Source organism: Sandarakinorhabdus oryzae (assembly GCF_009733735.1).
Lineage (GTDB): Bacteria > Pseudomonadota > Alphaproteobacteria > Sphingomonadales > Sphingomonadaceae > Sandarakinorhabdus > Sandarakinorhabdus oryzae.
The window spans coordinates 17,225-33,263 of sequence record NZ_WNJP01000014.1 but is presented as its reverse complement, the minus strand read 5'-3'; the positions used below and the strand labels follow the sequence as shown (position 1 = coordinate 33,263).

At 66.1% G+C, this 16,039-nt stretch carries 14 protein-coding genes; 8 read left to right on the top strand and 6 right to left on the bottom strand.

Annotated elements, in window-relative coordinates:
- On the bottom strand, nucleotides 1-1,177 hold a 1,177-nt coding region (locus GJ693_RS02900; protein WP_156254833.1), incomplete at its 3' end, for a heavy-metal-associated domain-containing protein.
- Between the two features lie 70 nt (nucleotides 1,178-1,247).
- On the opposite strand from GJ693_RS02900, the gene purM reads away from it, so the two are divergent.
- The 3 genes from purM (at nucleotide 1,248) to GJ693_RS02885 (ending at nucleotide 4,485) form a co-directional block, all read left to right on the top strand.
- Nucleotides 1,248-2,348 (top strand): phosphoribosylformylglycinamidine cyclo-ligase, encoded by a 1,101-nt coding sequence (gene purM, locus GJ693_RS02895; RefSeq protein ID WP_197041921.1) that lies wholly within the window; start codon nucleotides 1,248-1,250, stop codon nucleotides 2,346-2,348.
- Nucleotides 2,341-3,279 (top strand): phosphoribosylglycinamide formyltransferase, encoded by a 939-nt coding sequence (gene purN / locus GJ693_RS02890; RefSeq protein ID WP_156254831.1) that lies wholly within the window; start codon nucleotides 2,341-2,343, stop codon nucleotides 3,277-3,279. Before purM ends, purN begins: the two co-directional genes overlap by 8 nt.
- Nucleotides 3,280-3,453: 174 nt before the next feature.
- Nucleotides 3,454-4,485 (top strand): hypothetical protein, encoded by a 1,032-nt coding sequence (locus tag GJ693_RS02885; RefSeq protein ID WP_156254830.1) that lies wholly within the window; start codon nucleotides 3,454-3,456, stop codon nucleotides 4,483-4,485.
- Between the two features lie 58 nt (nucleotides 4,486-4,543).
- On the opposite strand, the gene ndk is transcribed toward GJ693_RS02885, so the two are convergent.
- Both ndk and GJ693_RS02875 read right to left on the bottom strand, forming a co-directional pair.
- Nucleotides 4,544-4,966, bottom strand: a complete 423-nt coding sequence (gene ndk / locus GJ693_RS02880; protein WP_156254829.1) for a nucleoside-diphosphate kinase — start codon at nucleotides 4,964-4,966, stop codon at nucleotides 4,544-4,546.
- Nucleotides 4,967-5,063: 97 nt separating this feature from the next.
- On the bottom strand, nucleotides 5,064-6,539 hold the full coding sequence (locus GJ693_RS02875) for a leucyl aminopeptidase (protein ID WP_156254828.1): 1,476 nt from the start codon (nucleotides 6,537-6,539) through the stop codon (nucleotides 5,064-5,066).
- A 102-nt stretch (nucleotides 6,540-6,641) separates the two neighbouring features.
- Here GJ693_RS02875 and GJ693_RS02870 point away from each other — a divergent pair, with 102 nt between their 5' ends.
- From GJ693_RS02870 to GJ693_RS02850, 5 genes are all read left to right on the top strand, one after another.
- Nucleotides 6,642-8,939, top strand: coding sequence for an LPS-assembly protein LptD (locus tag GJ693_RS02870; protein WP_156254827.1), 2,298 nt, complete (start codon nucleotides 6,642-6,644; stop codon nucleotides 8,937-8,939).
- Nucleotides 8,940-9,091: 152 nt separating this feature from the next.
- Complete coding sequence (locus tag GJ693_RS02865; protein WP_156254826.1) at nucleotides 9,092-10,435, top strand: peptidylprolyl isomerase; 1,344 nt, start codon at nucleotides 9,092-9,094, stop codon at nucleotides 10,433-10,435.
- On the top strand, nucleotides 10,435-11,433 hold the full coding sequence (pdxA, locus tag GJ693_RS02860) for a 4-hydroxythreonine-4-phosphate dehydrogenase PdxA (protein ID WP_156254825.1): 999 nt from the start codon (nucleotides 10,435-10,437) through the stop codon (nucleotides 11,431-11,433). Before GJ693_RS02865 ends, pdxA begins: the two co-directional genes overlap by 1 nt.
- 4 nt (nucleotides 11,434-11,437) lie before the next feature.
- Nucleotides 11,438-12,259 (top strand): 16S rRNA (adenine(1518)-N(6)/adenine(1519)-N(6))-dimethyltransferase RsmA, encoded by an 822-nt coding sequence (rsmA, locus tag GJ693_RS02855; RefSeq protein ID WP_156254824.1) that lies wholly within the window; start codon nucleotides 11,438-11,440, stop codon nucleotides 12,257-12,259.
- 30 nt (nucleotides 12,260-12,289) lie between these two features.
- Nucleotides 12,290-12,748, top strand: a complete 459-nt coding sequence (locus GJ693_RS02850; protein ID WP_197041920.1) for a GNAT family N-acetyltransferase — start codon at nucleotides 12,290-12,292, stop codon at nucleotides 12,746-12,748.
- 6 nt (nucleotides 12,749-12,754) lie between these two features.
- Here the strand turns inward: GJ693_RS02850 and GJ693_RS02845 are convergent, their stop codons facing one another.
- From GJ693_RS02845 to guaB, 3 genes are read right to left on the bottom strand one after another with little or no spacing between them, the layout of a single operon-like run.
- A complete protein-coding gene (locus tag GJ693_RS02845) occupies nucleotides 12,755-13,267 on the bottom strand; it encodes a tetratricopeptide repeat protein (RefSeq protein ID WP_197041919.1) in 513 nt (170 codons plus the stop codon).
- 28 nt (nucleotides 13,268-13,295) lie between these two features.
- Nucleotides 13,296-14,453, bottom strand: coding sequence for an RsmB/NOP family class I SAM-dependent RNA methyltransferase (locus GJ693_RS02840; RefSeq protein WP_156254821.1), 1,158 nt, complete (start codon nucleotides 14,451-14,453; stop codon nucleotides 13,296-13,298).
- The gene (gene guaB / locus GJ693_RS02835) at nucleotides 14,450-15,943 is read right to left on the bottom strand and encodes an IMP dehydrogenase (RefSeq protein ID WP_156254820.1); all 1,494 of its coding nucleotides are present in this window, start codon (nucleotides 15,941-15,943) and stop codon (nucleotides 14,450-14,452) included. The genes GJ693_RS02840 and guaB overlap by 4 nt, the downstream gene beginning before the upstream one ends.
- Nucleotides 15,944-16,039 lie beyond the last annotated feature (96 nt).

Here is a 16,039-nt window from a genome sequence, read left to right as displayed (position 1 = left end):
CCGAGAAGCTCTTGCCATTGCCGGCCAGCACCAGATCGGCGCCCACCGGATCAAGCGCCCAGCCGCGCAACGCCAACGCCTCGCGCAGGGCGGTCGCCCCGCCGGGCAGTGCGATTTCCAGCCGGCTGGTGCCACCCACCGCCACCTGGCGCACCAGCACGTCGCTGGCCACACTGCGCAGCAGGCGTTCCGCGGTGGCGAGGCTGGCATTGTCGGGCGTGATCGCGGCGACCAGCACGGTTTCCGTTACCGGTGGCAGGGTGCCGATCTGCACATCGGCGGCGGCGATGGCGGCGACGTCCACCGCCAGCTCCTTGTCAGCGCGCAGCCGGCCGTCGCGCAACGCCTGCGCATAAAATCCGTCGATGCCCTTCACGCCTTCATCGAGCAGTCGGGTCAGTCCCGCCTCGCTGTTCACCCGCAGGCCCAGCCGGCCGAGTTCCTCGCCATTGGGACCGTGGCGGGCGATGAACAGCGCCCGGATCGGCCCGCCGGGATAGAGCCGGGTCAGCCGCGCTTCGGCGACCAGCACGTCCACCGTGTCAAAGCGGGTGATGATGCTGCGCCAGCCGGCGGGATCGGTGCGCCGCACCTGCGCCGCGCTCAGCCAGAGATTGTCGGCCGGGTTGCCGGCGGGCAGCACATAATCGATCGGCGTCACATTGCCCTGCCAGCGCGCCCAGGCATCGCGCCACGGCGTCTTCGCTTGCGTCACCTGCGCGGCGCCGCCGTCGATCAGCAGCGGCAACAGCAGCAGCGGCGGCGACTGGGTGCGGGCGACACCGCCGATATATTCGGCCGCACGGCTGCGATCGAACACCACGCCCAGGCGCGCGATATAGCGTGTGGCCGAGAAACGCTCGCCCTGGCTTTCAATGCCGGCGACGATGCCATCGATCTGGCCATCGGACAGCCGCGGCGCCTGGTCCTCGCTCTGGCCGGCGAGGCGCGACCACAGGATCGGCCAGGCCTTGCGCATGGCCTCGGTCCACGCCTTGTGGCGGGCATCATCAACGCTCTTGGCCGTCACATCGACATCGATGCCGCCCACGGCATAGGCATTGCCGGCGGCCGCGGTCGCCGATGGCGGCGCCGCGACCGGCGGCTTCGCTGCCTGCGCCAGCGCCACGGCTGCGCCGAGCACAGCCAACAGGGTCAAGGCGACACGCGGTTTCACGCCTGCTGTTTAGGGCCGCACCGCCCTCATTGCCAAGCGCGGATGCTGGCGCTCCCGTTCATCTGGCGCTATGGCGGCGCGCATGACCAACAAGCGCCCCCTCACCTATGCCGATGCCGGCGTGGACATCGCTGCCGGCAACGCGCTGGTGAAGGCCATCGCCCCCCTCGCCCGCGCCACGGCACGCCCCGGCGCGGACGCCGAATTGGGCGGCTTTGGCGGCTTCTTCGATCCCAGGGCGGCGGGTTACAAGGACCCGCTGCTGGTCGCCGCCAATGATGGTGTTGGCACCAAGCTGAAGCTGGCCATCGACACCGGTCGGCACGACACGGTGGGCATCGATCTGGTGGCCATGTGCGTCAACGATCTCATCGTGCAAGGCGCCGAGCCGCTGTTTTTCCTCGACTATTTCGCCACCGACAAACTGGAGAACGGGGTTGCTGCCCGCGTGGTTGCCGGCATCGCCGACGGGTGCAGGCAAGCCGGCTGCGCGCTGATTGGCGGCGAGACGGCGGAAATGCCCGGCATGTATGCGGCCGGCGATTATGACCTCGCCGGCTTTGCCGTCGGCGCGGTCGAACGCGGCGAGCAATTGACCGGCGACGGCGTGGCACCCGGCCAGCTCATCGTCGGCGTCGCCTCGTCGGGTGCACACAGCAACGGCTATTCGTTGATCCGCCGCATCATCGCCCGGTCTGGCGCCGATCTTGCCGCCCCGGCCCCGTTCGATGCCAGCCGCACGTTGGCCGAGGCGCTGCTCTTACCCACCCGCATCTATGTGAAGCCGCTGCTGCCGCTGATCCGGGCGGGCCATATCAAGGCGCTGGCCCACATCACCGGCGGTGGTTTCCTCGAGAATATCCCGCGCGTGCTGCCCGCCGGCGCCCGCGCGCTGGTGGCCGCGCCCACGCTGCCGCCACTGTTTGACTGGCTGCGCGTTGAGGGCGGTGTCGCGGCCGCAGAGATGGCGCGCACGTTCAACTGCGGCACCGGCATGGTGCTGGTGGTGGATCGCGGCGAAGCCGAAGCGGTGATCGCCGCGCTTGAAGCCGCCGGCGAGCAGGCCAGCGTGATCGGCGAGATCATCGCCGGCCAGAAAGGCTGCGAGGTCCACGGTGCCCCCGGCCAATGGGGCGAAACCGCCGCCTGGACGGCCAGCCACGATGCCTGAGAAGGCGAGAGTCGGCGTCCTCATCTCCGGGCGCGGCGGCAACATGGCCGCCTTGCTCTATGCCAGCCGCCTCTATGATTGCCCCTACGAGATCGTGGTGGTGGGCAGCAACGATCCCGACGCGGCGGGTCTGCAACTGGCCAAGGCCGAAGCCATTCCCACCTTCGCGCACAGCCATAGGGGCATGAAGCGCGCCGAGTTCGACGCCATCATCACCCGTGAACTTGAGAAAGCCGGTGTCACCCACATCGCGCTCGCCGGTTACATGCGGCTGCTCTCGGCCGAATTCGTCAACCACTGGCAGGGCCGCTGCCTCAATATCCACCCGTCGCTGCTGCCCAAACACAAGGGCCTGCACACCCACGCAGCCGTGCTGGCCGCCGGCGAGGCCGAAACCGGCTGCACCATCCACATTGTCACGCCTGAACTGGATGACGGCCCGATCCTGGGCCAGGCGCGCGTGAAAGTGCTTCCCGGCGACACGCCCGACAGCCTCGCCGTGCGCGTCAGCTATGCCGAGCATCAGCTCTACCCGCGCGTGCTCGCCGATTTCGTCTCCGCCGCTGACCGCCCTGACGCCCTGCTGGAACGCGTGCGCGGCCTGGCGCTCAATCTGCCGGCGGCGGCCGAGAAACTCTCCCACGGCTCCCCCGGCTTTTACGTCGAGGGCGGCAAGTTCTTCGCCTATTTCTCCGACAATCACCACGGCGACGGCATCACCGCGCTGCTACTGAAGGTCTCCGGCCTCGACGAAGCCGCCATGCTGATCGAACAGGACCCGGATCGCTTCTTCCGCCCCAAATATTTCGGCCCCGCCGGCTGGGTGGGTGTGGTGCTCACCGACGGGCCGGACTGGGCGATGATCGAGACGATGCTGGGCGCTGCGTGGCGGCTGTGCGCGCCTAGGCGGCTGGCGATGCTGCCGTATTAAGCGGATAAGAATGATAAGAAAAATATTGAGAATATTCTGTAAATTAGTTTTATATAACGAACTATCGCAAAAGCACATATTCTGTACAAAAGATCTTGAAACAATCTAAAATTTATTCATCCAATTTTTGTATATAGTGTGCACCTCGATATTCCGATATAAACAGCATCAATTATGATGGATGATTACATCCTAACGATAATGGATCGCGCTGCATCAGGCGGCGCATTCGTAGGTGGCCAGTGTTTCGCATGTGGCGGAGATCCAACGACTGGATTAGGCGAGCACATCATACCGCTCTGGGCACAGCACCGCTTTGACCTGCTTGATAAAAAATTATCCTTGCTCAACGGAACTCTTATTCCTTATCGCAAACTAACAGTTCCTTGCTGTCAAAAATGCAATGGCGGCTTTTTAAGCAACATTGAACAAGAAATTATTAAATTTCTGCAAAAGCCTGACTTCAACAATTTATCTGTTCGATATGCTTTCGGACGGTGGCTTTGCAAAATTTTTATAGGGATATTGGTCAAAGAAACTACACTTCTGTTTGATCGAAGCGATCCATCAAAAGGATCAATAATATCACATGATTTCCTGGAGGAATTTACCCAGGCCCAATTCATCCTTCAAAGCGCGCGCAAGCGAACTATATTTCATTCACTGCATGGACCACACCCTTTCACGATATACATGTATCGGATCGAACCAGATGACGATTTCGGAGAATTTGACTTCTCTACTAATCTCGCAGGCCAGTCCATTGCTGTTCGGCTAGGCGGTGTAGGCGTAGTGTTTGTGAACGATGGAGGGCTCCAATACGAGGTGGGCCCAAAAGGCCCGCTAAATCTTGATGGAAGACGACTGCACCCACTGCAATTTTCAGAAGTTTCTGCGCGCATTCACTACAAGGCTGCCCTTCGGGATGCGACGCACTTATACACATCCTTCGAAACGCCCCACGAGCTCATTGTAACGCAGAATGCCGTTCGGCCGTTTTCGCACGTTCGCCTTGCGGAGGGTTCGATGCAAATTTTTCGAAGCTGGGATGATATTGAGTGCGCGCACATGATCGAACGCTACAGGCCAATAAAGGGGCCGCCGGTGTACGATCCTTCCACAGGATTATTCATTACTTCTTTGAGCAACAACAGAGGTGGGATTCAGTCTCCTAAACGCTTCGTGCGCCCACGAAGCCAATCTTGATCAGAAAAAAGGGCCGCAGCGGGTGCTGCGGCCCTTTCAATGCGCAAGGCGCGTCGGCTTAGCCGACGATCTCGGTCTGCGCGAAGAAGTACGCGATCTCGATCGCAGCGTTCTCGTCGCTGTCCGAACCGTGCACGGTGTTGGCTTCGATCGATTCGGCCAGTTCCTTGCGAATGGTGCCGGCATCGGCGTTGGCCGGGTTGGTGGCGCCCATCACCTTGCGATAGGCCGGCACGGCGTCTTCGCCTTCCAGCACCTGCACGACCACCGGGCCGCTGATCATGAACTGCACCAGTTCACCGAAGAAGCCGCGCTCGCGGTGGACGGCGTAGAAGCCTTCGGCCTGGGCCTGGGTGAGGTGCAGGCGCTTTTGCGCGACGATGCGCAGGCCGGCGGCTTCGATCATCGCATTCACCTTGCCGGTGATGTTGCGGCGGGTGGCGTCGGGCTTGATGATCGAGAAGGTGCGGGTAATCGCCATCGAAAATTCCTGTGTTGCAATGCGAAACGGGGGATGCGCGGCCCCCTACAGGCCACGCCCCGCGATTGCAAGCCGGGCGGGGACTCGGTCCCGCAAATCAGCCCTCGAAATTGTCCGCCACGAAGCGATCAAGCAGGCGCACGCCGTAACCAGTGGCGCCCTTGTCAAACAGCGCGCCGGGCTTGTTGGCCCACACCGTGCCGGCGACATCGAGGTGCGCCCACTTCACGCCCGGCTTGAGGAAGCGGGCGATGAACTGCGCCGCCGAGATCGAGCCGCCTTCACGCGGGCCGACATTCTTCATGTCGGCCACATCGCTATCGATCAGCTTGTCATAGGCTTCGCCGATCGGCATCCGCCACAATTTCTCGCCCACGGCGCTGCCGGCGGCGGCCAGTTGCGCCGCCAGGCCATCATCGTTGCAGAACATGCCGGCATGTTCATGGCCCAGGCTGATGATGATCGCGCCGGTCAGCGTCGCAAGATCAACGACCACTTCCGGTTCGAACGTCTCCTGCGCCCACCAGATCGCATCGCACAGGACCAGCCGGCCTTCGGCATCGGTGTTGATCACTTCCACCGTCTGGCCGTTCATGGTGGTGACGACGTCGCCAGGGCGCTGGGCATTGCCGTCGGGCATGTTCTCGACCAGGCCAACCACGCCGACCACGTGCGCCTTGGCCTTGCGCGCCGCGATCGCGTGCATGGCGCCCGTCACGGCACCGGCGCCGCCCATGTCCCACTTCATGTCTTCCATGCCGGCCGGCGGCTTCAGGCTGATGCCGCCAGTGTCGAAGGTGACGCCCTTGCCGACGAGGCACACCGGCTTCACGTCATCGCGGCCAGTGCCATTCCAGCGCATGGCCAGGATGCGCGCCGGCCGCACCGAGCCTTGCGCCACGCCGAGCAGCGCACCCATGCCAAGCGCCTTCATCTGGTCATCATCAAGGATGGTGAGCTCGACACCAAGCGCTGCCAAGTCGAGCGATTTTTCGACGAAGCTCTCCGGATAGAGGATGTTGGGCGGTTCGCTGACCAGGGTGCGGGTGCGGGCGACACCGCCGGCAATCGCCATCAACTTGTCGTGCGCCGTCACCGCGCCGGCGCCGACGATGGCCAGGCTGGTCAGCGTCGGCTTCTGCTTGTCCTTCAGCTTGGTGCGATAGGGATCAAACCGCCACGAGCGCAGCACCGCACCATGCGCCAGGTGCGCCGCCAGATCACCGGCCAGCACAGCGGCAACGTCCACGCTTGCCGTGGTCTCACCGCTCAGCAGCAGCCGCGCCGCAATCGCACCGCCGATGCGCTCGGCAACGCCCGCATCGATCTTGTCATTGGGGCCGGTGCCAACCAGCAGCAGGCGGCTGTGGCCAAGGCCAGCCGGCGCCAGCAATTCCACGATCTCGCCCACACCGCCTTCAAAGCGCGCGGCCTTGGCCGCCGCCTGCACGGCGCCCTTGGTGGCCGCATCGGCGGCCTGCGCCCCGGCCGACAGTGCGCCGTCGGGCCCCGCCAGCACGACCAGGGCCGCAGCCGCATCGGCAACGGCAGGCAGATAGGTAATGGCGAGCATCAAATTCCCTTTCGATTCGGACAGGGGACCTGATTAGGCGCTCGCTCCCTTACCGCCAAGCAGATGGTTGCAGGCCCGGCATGGCCCGGCTATCGACCCAATGTGCCCGGCCCTGCCCCCCTGCCCGCTTTCCGAAATGGCCTGCTGCTGGCCGTGGCGGCCCTTGCCCTGCTGCCGGCCCCCGCAGCAGCGCAGCGCATGGCGCCAGCGCTGTGGGGCAACCGCGAACCGGCCAACAAGGATCCCGATGCGCCGCCGCGCACATCACATCTGCCGGCGCCGGGCGACAGTGTCGATTTCGAGGCCGACCAGCTCAGTTACGATGAGGACAAGCAGTTGGTGATCGCCAGCGGCCGCGTGCGGGTGACGCGCGACGGCTATGCGATGGTGGCCGACCGGGTGGAATATACCCGTGCCAGGCCCGGCAAGGAAGGTGAGGTGGTGGCGATCGGCAATGTGCAGATCACCGATCCCTCCGGCAATCAGGCCCTGGGTGACCACATTGCCCTGTCGGACAGCCTGAAGGACGGCGCCATCGCCAACATGCTGCTGGTGCTGAACGATGGCGGTCGGCTGGGGGCGAAGGCCGCCACCCGCAGCGCCCAGCGCTATGCCATGGACCGGGCGGTCTACAGCCCCTGCGCCGTGGTCGATGGCCAGGGCTGCCCGCAGACGCCGGTGTGGAAGATCAAGGCGGTGAAAATCGTCTATGATCAGACCCGGCACCGCATTTCCTATCGCGATGCCAGCATGGAAATGTTTGGCGTGCCGGTGTTCTGGCTGCCCAGCCTGTCCCACCCGGATGGCGATTCGCCGCGCGCGTCGGGCGTGCTGGTGCCGGCGGTGGAAATCCAGCGCCAGCTGGGCCTGGGGGTTTCGGCGCCAATCCATTTCGCGCTCGGCCCGGATCGCGACGTCACGCTCACCCCCTGGCTCTACAGCGCCACCAACCCGGCGCTGGCCTTCCAGGCGCGGCAACTGCTGCGCGACGGGCCGATCCAGGTCGATGGCATGTTCACCTTCTCGCGCCGCTTCGATCTGGCGTCGGACGGGGTGACCGAGATTGATCGCGGCGAGAAATTCCGTGGCTATCTCGGCATCAAGGGCCGGCTCCAGCACGACCGTTACTGGCGCTCGGTCTTCTCGCTGCGGCTGACCACCGACGACACGTTCAACCGCCGCTATGGCCTGGGTTTCGATGACACGCTGCGTTCGTCCTACGCACTGGAACGGGTCACGGATGAAAGCTGGCTGTCGATTTCGGCCTGGTATTTCCAGGGCCTGCGCGCCACCGATCGCGCCGGCGAGATTCCGCTGGCGCTGCCGCTGATCGATTATGACTGGCGGCCGGACTGGAATGTCGTCGGTGGCCGCCTGCGCTTTGGTGCCAATTCGCTGCTGCTGACCCGCACCGACGGGCAGGACATGTTTCGCGCGCTGGGCTGGGCGCGCTGGGATCGCAACCTCACCACCACCCTTGGCCAGCGCGTCACCTTCACCGGGCTGGTGCGCGGTGACCTTTATGACGTGCGCAATTCCGCCCTGGCCACCTTCCCCGATTATGCCGGCCGCGATGGCTGGCGCGGGCGCACGATGGCCTTGGCGGCGGTCGATGTCAGCTGGCCGTTCGCCGGTCCGGCGTTCGGCGGCGTGCAGACGATCACGCCGCGCGTGCAGCTGGTGGCGTCGCCGCGCGTGCCCAACGCCGGCTTCCCCAACGAGGATTCCCGCGCTTTCGAACTGGAAGACGTGTCGCTGTTCGATCTCAACCGCACGCCGGGCCTTGATCGCATCGAAAGTGGCAGCCGCCTGACCTATGGCGCCGAATATACGCTCGACCGGCCAGGCTGGCAGCTGCGCACCGAAATCGGCCAGTCGGTCCGGCTCGACGGCGACGGCAGCGAATTTGCCGCCGGGACCGGCTATCGCGGCCGGCTTTCGGACGTGGTGGGCCGCACCAGCCTGAAGATCGGCCGCCTGGTCGAGCTCACCCATCGCTTCCGGCTCGACAAGGACAATTTCGCCGTCCGCCGAAACGAGATCGACCTGACCCTGGGCGGCCGCCGCTCCTATGTGTCGGCGGCGTACATCCGGCTCAACCGCAACGTCACGCTGGAGGATCTGGAAGACCGGCAGGAGCTGCGCATCGCCGGGCGAGTGGCCTTTGCGCGTTACTGGGCGCTGTTCGGCAACGCCATCATCGATCTGACGACGCGGGCGGAAAATCCGCTGTCCAACAGTGATGGTTTCCGTGCCATCCGCCACCGCATCGGCATCCAGTACGAGGATGAATGCTTCCGCTTCGGCATCGGCTGGCGCCGTGACTATGTGGGCGACCGCGATTTCCGGCCAGGCAACAACTTCCAGATCAGCATCGCGTTCAAGACGCTTGGCCAGTGATGGGGTGCCAATAACCGCCGGCGTTACCGGCTTTTCACCCGCTGTTCAGCCTTTGCCGGCCATAGCGCCCAAACAAGCGCTTTCCCCGGCCCGCACCCATGCGCTAAGGGCAGAGCCCACGGGGGTGCGCTGCGGCGCTTCGGAGCATGTGAATGAAGGTGAGATTGCTGAACGGCCCGCTGGCAGTGCTGGCCCTTGCTATGGCCGTGCCAACCACGCAGGGCAATGTGCTGGCGCAGGCGGCCAACCGCAGTTTTTCGGCCAATGATCTGCCCGAGGTGGTGCTGCTGGGCGAAGTCGATCCGACGCTGCGCAAGGCGCAAGCCATCGTCAATGGCGAAGTGATCACCGACACCGATATCGATCACCGGCTCAACCTGGTGCTGGCGGCCAACGGCGGCCGCATCGACGAGGCGGAAAAGCAGAAACTGCGCCTGCAGATCATCCGCAACCTGATCGACGAAAAGCTGGAGATGCAGGAAGCCGCCGAGAACGATATCCGCATCAGCGAATCCGAAGTCAGCCGCTCTTTCGAGCGCATCGCCACGAACTTCAAGCGCACGCCCAAGCAGTTCGAGGAGTATCTTCACCAGAACAACAGCTCGGCCAGCAGCCTGAAGGCGCAGATCCGTGCCGAAATGGCCTGGAGCCGGGTGCTGCGCCGCAAGGTTGAGCCGCTGGTCAACGTCGGCGACGACGAGGTGCAGCAGGTGATCGACAAGCTGAACGCCGCCAAGGGCAAGGACGAATATCATGTCGGCGAAATCTTCCTGGCGGCCACCCCGGAAAACCTCAATGCGGTGATGGAAGATGCCAGCCGCATCGTCGGCCAGGTCCGCGGCGGCGCCAGCTTCGTCGCCTATGCTCGCCAATTCTCCGAAGCCTCCACCGCCGGCCTGGGCGGCGACCTGGGCTGGGTGCGCGGCGAGCAATTGAACGACGCGGTGGCGCCGGCCGTCGCAGCCCTGCAGCCCGGCCAGATCACCGATGCGATCGCGGTGCCGGGCGGCGTCGCCATCATGGCGCTGATCGAAAAGCGCCAGGTGCTGGCCGCCGATCCGCTTCTGGCCCAGCTCAGCCTCAAACAGCTGACCATCCCGCTGAAGCCCGACACCACCGAAGCCGAAGCCCGCGCCAAGGTGCAGGAAATCGGCACGCTCACCCAGAACATGGGCGGCTGCGGCGGCGTCGAGGCGGTGGCCAAGAAGGTGAACGGCGAAGTCGCTGTTAACGATGCCGTGCGCATGAAGGACCTGCCGGCGCAGTTGCAGGCCATCTTGGGCCGCATGTCGATCGGTGAAGCCACCCCGGCCTTCGGTTCGGCCGAGGAAGGCCTGCGCGTGCTGGTGCTCTGCGGCCGCGATGATAGCATGGTGCAGGCCAAGGCGCCCAATTTCGACGAGATCTATGCCCAGATGAACGAGGAACGCGTCAACATGCGCGCCCGCCGTTACCTGCGCGACCTTCGGCGCGACGCCATCGTCGATTATCGCTGATGACGGCGGTGCCGGCCCCATTGGCCGTGTCGATCGGCGATCCGGCCGGCATCGGACCCGAAGTGATCGCCGCCGCCTGGGAACGGCGGGTGGAGGCCGGCCTGCCGCCCTTCCTCGCCATCGGCGATGCCCGCTCGATCCGTGCGGTGTGGAACGGGCCGACCGCCGTGCTCTCCGATCCGGCGAGCGCGGCGACGGTGTTCAACGAGGCGCTGCCGCTGATCCAGGTCGATGATCCGGGTGAGATCGTGCCGGGCGAGCCCAATCTCGCCGGCGCCCGCTGCGCACTCGACAGCCTGGAACTCGCCGCTGGCCTCACCCGCCAGGGCATGGCCTCGGCGCTGGTCACCGGGCCGGTTTCCAAGGCGCAATTGTTCGCCATCGGCTTCACCTATCCGGGCCAGACCGAGTTCGTCGCCGAACGCTGCGGCATCGCCCCGGCCAACGCGGTGATGATGCTGGCCGGGCCCAGCTTGCGCACCATCCCGCTCACCGTCCACGTGCCGCTGGCCGACGTGCCGCGCCTGCTCACCACCGAACTGATCGTCAACCGTGCCCGCATCGCCGCGCGCGCGCTCACCCGCGATTTCGGGATCGAACAGCCCCGCCTCGCCATTGCCGGCCTCAACCCGCACGCCGGCGAACAAGGCACGCTCGGCCGCGAAGAGGTGGAGATCATCCGTCCCGCCATCGAGGCGCTGCGCGCCGAAGGCCTGGACGTCATCGGCCCGCTGCCGGCCGACACCATGTTCCACCCGCCGGCCCGCGCCCGCTATGACGTGGCGCTGTGCATGTATCACGACCAGGCACTGATCCCCCTGAAAGCGCTGCATTTCGATGATGGCGTCAACGTCACGCTCGGCCTGCCGATCGTGCGCACCTCGCCCGATCACGGCACGGCCTTCGATATCGCCGGCAAGGGCGTCGCCGCCGCCAGTGCCATGATCGCCGCCATCCGCATGGCCGGCGAATGCGCCGCCCGCCGCGCTGCCAGTTGAGCCGATGAGCCTGGCCGACCTGCCGCCGCTGCGCGAGGTGATCGCCCGGCACGGCCTCAATGCCAAGAAATCGCTCGGCCAGAATTTCCTCACCGATACCAACCTGCTCGATCGCATCGCCCGCATCCCCGGCCTGGGGCGGGATTCGCGCGTCTATGAAGTCGGCCCCGGCCCCGGCGGCCTCACCCGCGCCCTGCTGCGCACCGGTGCCCAGGTCTTCGCGGTGGAGCGTGACGACCGCGCCCTGCCCGCGCTGGCCGAACTCGCCGATGCGGCCGACGGCCGGCTCACGGTGGTTGGCGGCGATGCCATGGCGGTGGACCCACGGGCGCTGGCCGGTGCCGGCGCACACATCGTTGCCAACCTGCCCTACAATATCGGCACGGCGCTGTTCACCGGCTGGCTGGAAAGCCCCGAATGGCCGCCATGGTGGGCCAGCCTGACCCTGATGTTCCAGAAGGAAGTCGCCCAGCGCATCATTGCCGCGCCGGGCGATGACGCCTACGGCCGGCTGGCGGTGCTGGCCCAGTGGCGGTCAACGCCGAAGATCGCGCTCACCCTGCCCCCCCGCGCCTTCGTGCCGGCGCCCAAGGTGGAAAGCGCCGTCGTCCATCTCGTGCCGGGGGCGCCGCTGTCAGCCGCTACGCCCGCCCGCCTCGCCGCGCTCACCGCCGCGGCCTTCGGTCAGCGCCGCAAGATGCTGCGCGCCAGCCTGAAGGGCCTGCCCGGTGCACTGGAGGCAATGGAAGCCGAAGGCATCAAGCCCGAAGCGCGGGCCGAGACGGTGCCGGTGGAAGCGTTTGCGAAGGCGGCGGCGCGGCTGTAACCGCTTCCGGGGCTGATGCGAAATGGCTTCATGATCAGATCATTGCACCCATCCGACCTGCCCGCCGCCAAGGCCATCATCGACAGTGTCGGCCTGTTCCCGTCCGAGCTGCTTGACGACATGGTGGCGGGGTATTTTGCGGAGCCACCATCGGGCGAGATCTGGCTGGTCGTGGATGACCATGGCGTCAAGGGCCTCGCCTATGCCGCACCTGAGCGCATGACGAGTGGCACCTGGAACAATCTGCTGCTTGCTGTCGCCGCCGACAGTCATGGCCGCGGCTTCGGGGCTGCCCTGCTGGCCGAGGTTGAACGCCAACTGCGTGCAGCGCGCGCCCACCTCCTGCTGGTCGAAACCTCGGATCAGATGGAGTTCGCACGCACCCGGCGCTTTTATAGCCACGTTGGCTATGCCGAAACCGGCCGGATCGCCGACTTCTACCAGCCAGGCGAAGGCAAGGTGATCTTCGTCAAGTCGCTGGCAGGCTGATCCTGCTCACTCCTGCGTAGGCTTGTCCTTCACCGCCACGGCGGCTTGCTGGCTCGACGCTGTTGAGGCCTCCGCCTGCCGGCTGGCCTTGGCGATCACGCCTTCCAGCCGGCCGGCGGCGCTGCAATCGGCCTTGCACAGCGCCTTGATGCGGGCGAGGTTGATCTGCGCCCGCGCCGTCGCGCCGCGCGCCACCAACGCCCGGCCCTGGCCTTCCAGCGCCGAAATGTCTGACGGGTTCAGCGCCAGCGCCTCGCGATAATATTTGATCGCCTTGCCCGGCAGGCCCTGCTTTTCATAGGCCGCCGCGATGCCGGCGAAGGCCGCGACATTGCGCGGATCGCTGGCCAGCGCCGCCTCGAACGCGTCGATGGCGTCCTGCGCCTTGCCCGCCGCCAGCGCGGCCTGGCCGGCCGCAGCCATCTGCACCGAAACCGGCTTCAGCTGGTCATCCCGGCCCGGCGCGGCAACAGCCGCGGTGGCAATCAGGGCAATCGGCAACAGCAAGGTGAAACGCATGGACAAGTCTCCTGTGCCCATAGTCTTATCAAAGCCGGGATGACTGCGCGATGAAAAAGCCGTCGCAGCCATCGTCGGCCGGGGTCAGCACGCGGGTCTGCCACGGCGACAGGCCGGGCGTGGCGGCCAGTTGCGCCTCGCCTTCGGCCGGCAGCAGCGAACAGACGATATAAACCAGCCGCCCGCCGGGCCTGAGCAACGCCGTGCCAAGCTGGAGGAGCATGGCCTGTGTTGCCACCAGTCGCTGCAATCGTTGCGGGGTCAGCCGCCAACGGCTTTCCGGGTTGCGCCGCCAAGTGCCGCTGCCCGAACAGGGCGCATCGATCAGCACGGCATCGCATTGGCCCATCAGGTCGGCCAGCGCCTGCGCTTCGGCACCGGGGTTGAGCAGCCGGGTTTCCACCGCCGCCCCGGCCCGTTCCGCGCGCGGCGCAAGTTGCGACAGCCGCGCCCGATCGGTGTCGCAGGCAATCAGGCGGCCCCCAGTCTCCTCCGGTCCGCCCATGTCTGCCGCCAGCGCCAGCGTCTTGCCGCCAGCCCCGGCGCACAGGTCCACCACTGTCTCGCCCGGCCGCGCCGCCAGCAGCGCCGCTGCAATCTGGCTGCCGGCGTCCTGCACCTCGATCTGGCCGGCCTGATATTCCGGCAGCGCCTCGACATTGGTGCCCGACGGCAACCGCACCCCGTGGGCCGTGCTGGGCAGGTTCTCCCAGTCGGCATGATCGGCCAGCACCGCCGCCCGCGTTGCCCGCAGCGCGTTCACCCGCACATCCAGTGGCGCGCGATCCAAGAGGGCCAGCGCCTGTCGCTCGGCATCGGCGCCAAATCGATCGATCAGCATGCGCTCCAGCCAGGCCGGGGCCACGCCCGGCACAGCGGCCGGTTCGCCATGCACCAGCGTCGGCGGCCCGTGCCCGCCAGCACCGAACAGCGCCAGCAGTTCGGGATCATGGGCGCGGGCATGGCCGATCACCGCCGCGCGGCCCGACACCGGGCGTTCGCCCAGCGATCGGATGACGGCAAACACCAGGTCGCGCACCGCCCGCCGGTCCTTCGACCCGGCATAGCGGCGCGTGCTGAAATAGCGCTGGATGATGGTATCGGCTGCCGCCCCGCCATCGCGGGCAGCGGTGATGACCTGGTCAAGGATCTCGATGGCGGCCTGAAGGCGTGCGGCGGGGATCATCCGCCGGTCGGATAATTGGGGGCCTCACGCGTGATGGTCACGTCGTGCACGTGGCTTTCCTTCAGGCCGGCATTGGTGATGCGGATGAACTCGGCCCGTTCCCGGAACTGTTCCAGCGTGGCAGAGCCGGTATAGCCCATCGCCGCCTTCACCCCACCGACCAGTTGGTGCAGCACGTTGGACGCCGGGCCCTTGTAGGGCACCTGGCCCTCGATGCCTTCCGGCACCAGTTTCAGCTGGTCCTTGATGTCCTGCTGGAAATAACGGTCGGCACTGCCGCGCGCCATGGCGCCCACGCTGCCCATGCCGCGATAGCTCTTGTAGGTGCGGCCCTGCCACAGGAAGGTTTCGCCTGGCGCTTCCTCGGTGCCGGCCAGCAGGCTGCCGACCATCACTGCGCTCGCACCGGCGGCCAGTGCCTTGGCAACATCGCCGCTGGTCCTGAGGCCACCATCGGCAATCACCGGGATATTCCGGGCCCAGGCGGCTTCGGCGGTGTCCATCACCGCGGTCAGCTGCGGCACACCCACGCCGGCGACCACGCGCGTGGTGCAGATCGAGCCTGGCCCGATGCCGACCTTGATGCCATCGGCGCCAGCGTCGATAAGGGCCATCGCGGCCGCGGCCGTCGCCACGTTGCCGGCAATCACCTGGGCCGAATTGCTGTGCTTCTTGATACGCGCCACGGCTTCGGCGACGCGGTCGCTGTGGCCGTGGGCGGTATCGACGATGATCAGGTCGCACTCGGCATCGAGCAGCGCCTCGGTGCGCTCGAAACCGGTATCGCCCACGGTGGTGGCGGCGGCAACGCGCAGGCGGCCGGCGGCATCCTTGGTGGCGCTGGGGTGATTCACCGCGCGCACGATGTCCTTCATGGTGATCAGGCCGATGCAATGGCCGTCGTCATCCACCACGATCAGCTTCTCGATGCGGCGGTTGTGCAGCAGACGGCGGCATTCGGCTTCGGTGACGCCGGGGCGGACGGTGACCAGATTGTCCTTGGTCATCAGCTCGGCAATCGGCTGCGCGTCATTTTCAGCAAAGCGCAGATCACGGTTGGTGACGATGCCGACGAGGCGCCCGGGCGCGCCGCCGGGGCCGACCTTTTCCACCACCGGGAAGCCGGAAATGCCGTGGCTGGCCATCAGCGCGCGGGCATCGGCCAGCGTCTGATCCGGGGTGAGCGTGATCGGGTTGACCACCATGCCACTTTCAAAGCGCTTCACCTGGCGCACGGCCAGCGCCTGTTCCTCCACCGTCAGATTGCGGTGCAGCACGCCGATGCCGCCCAGCTGCGCCATGGTGATCGCCATATTGGCTTCGGTCACCGTGTCCATCGCCGCCGACAGGATCGGGATATTGAGGCTGATGCCCTGCGTCACCCGCGTCGAGGTGTCGGCCATGCTGGGCAGCACCGCCGAGGCCGCCGGCACCAGCAGCACATCGTCAAACGTCAGGCCCAGGCGGGGTTCCTTGATCCGGGACGACATGACGGGCGACTCCTCTGGCTGCGGCGGTGGGCCTCCATAGGGGTGAAGGGCGCACATGAAAAGAGCGCGCGGCACCAAGGCCGCGCGCTCCGCTTC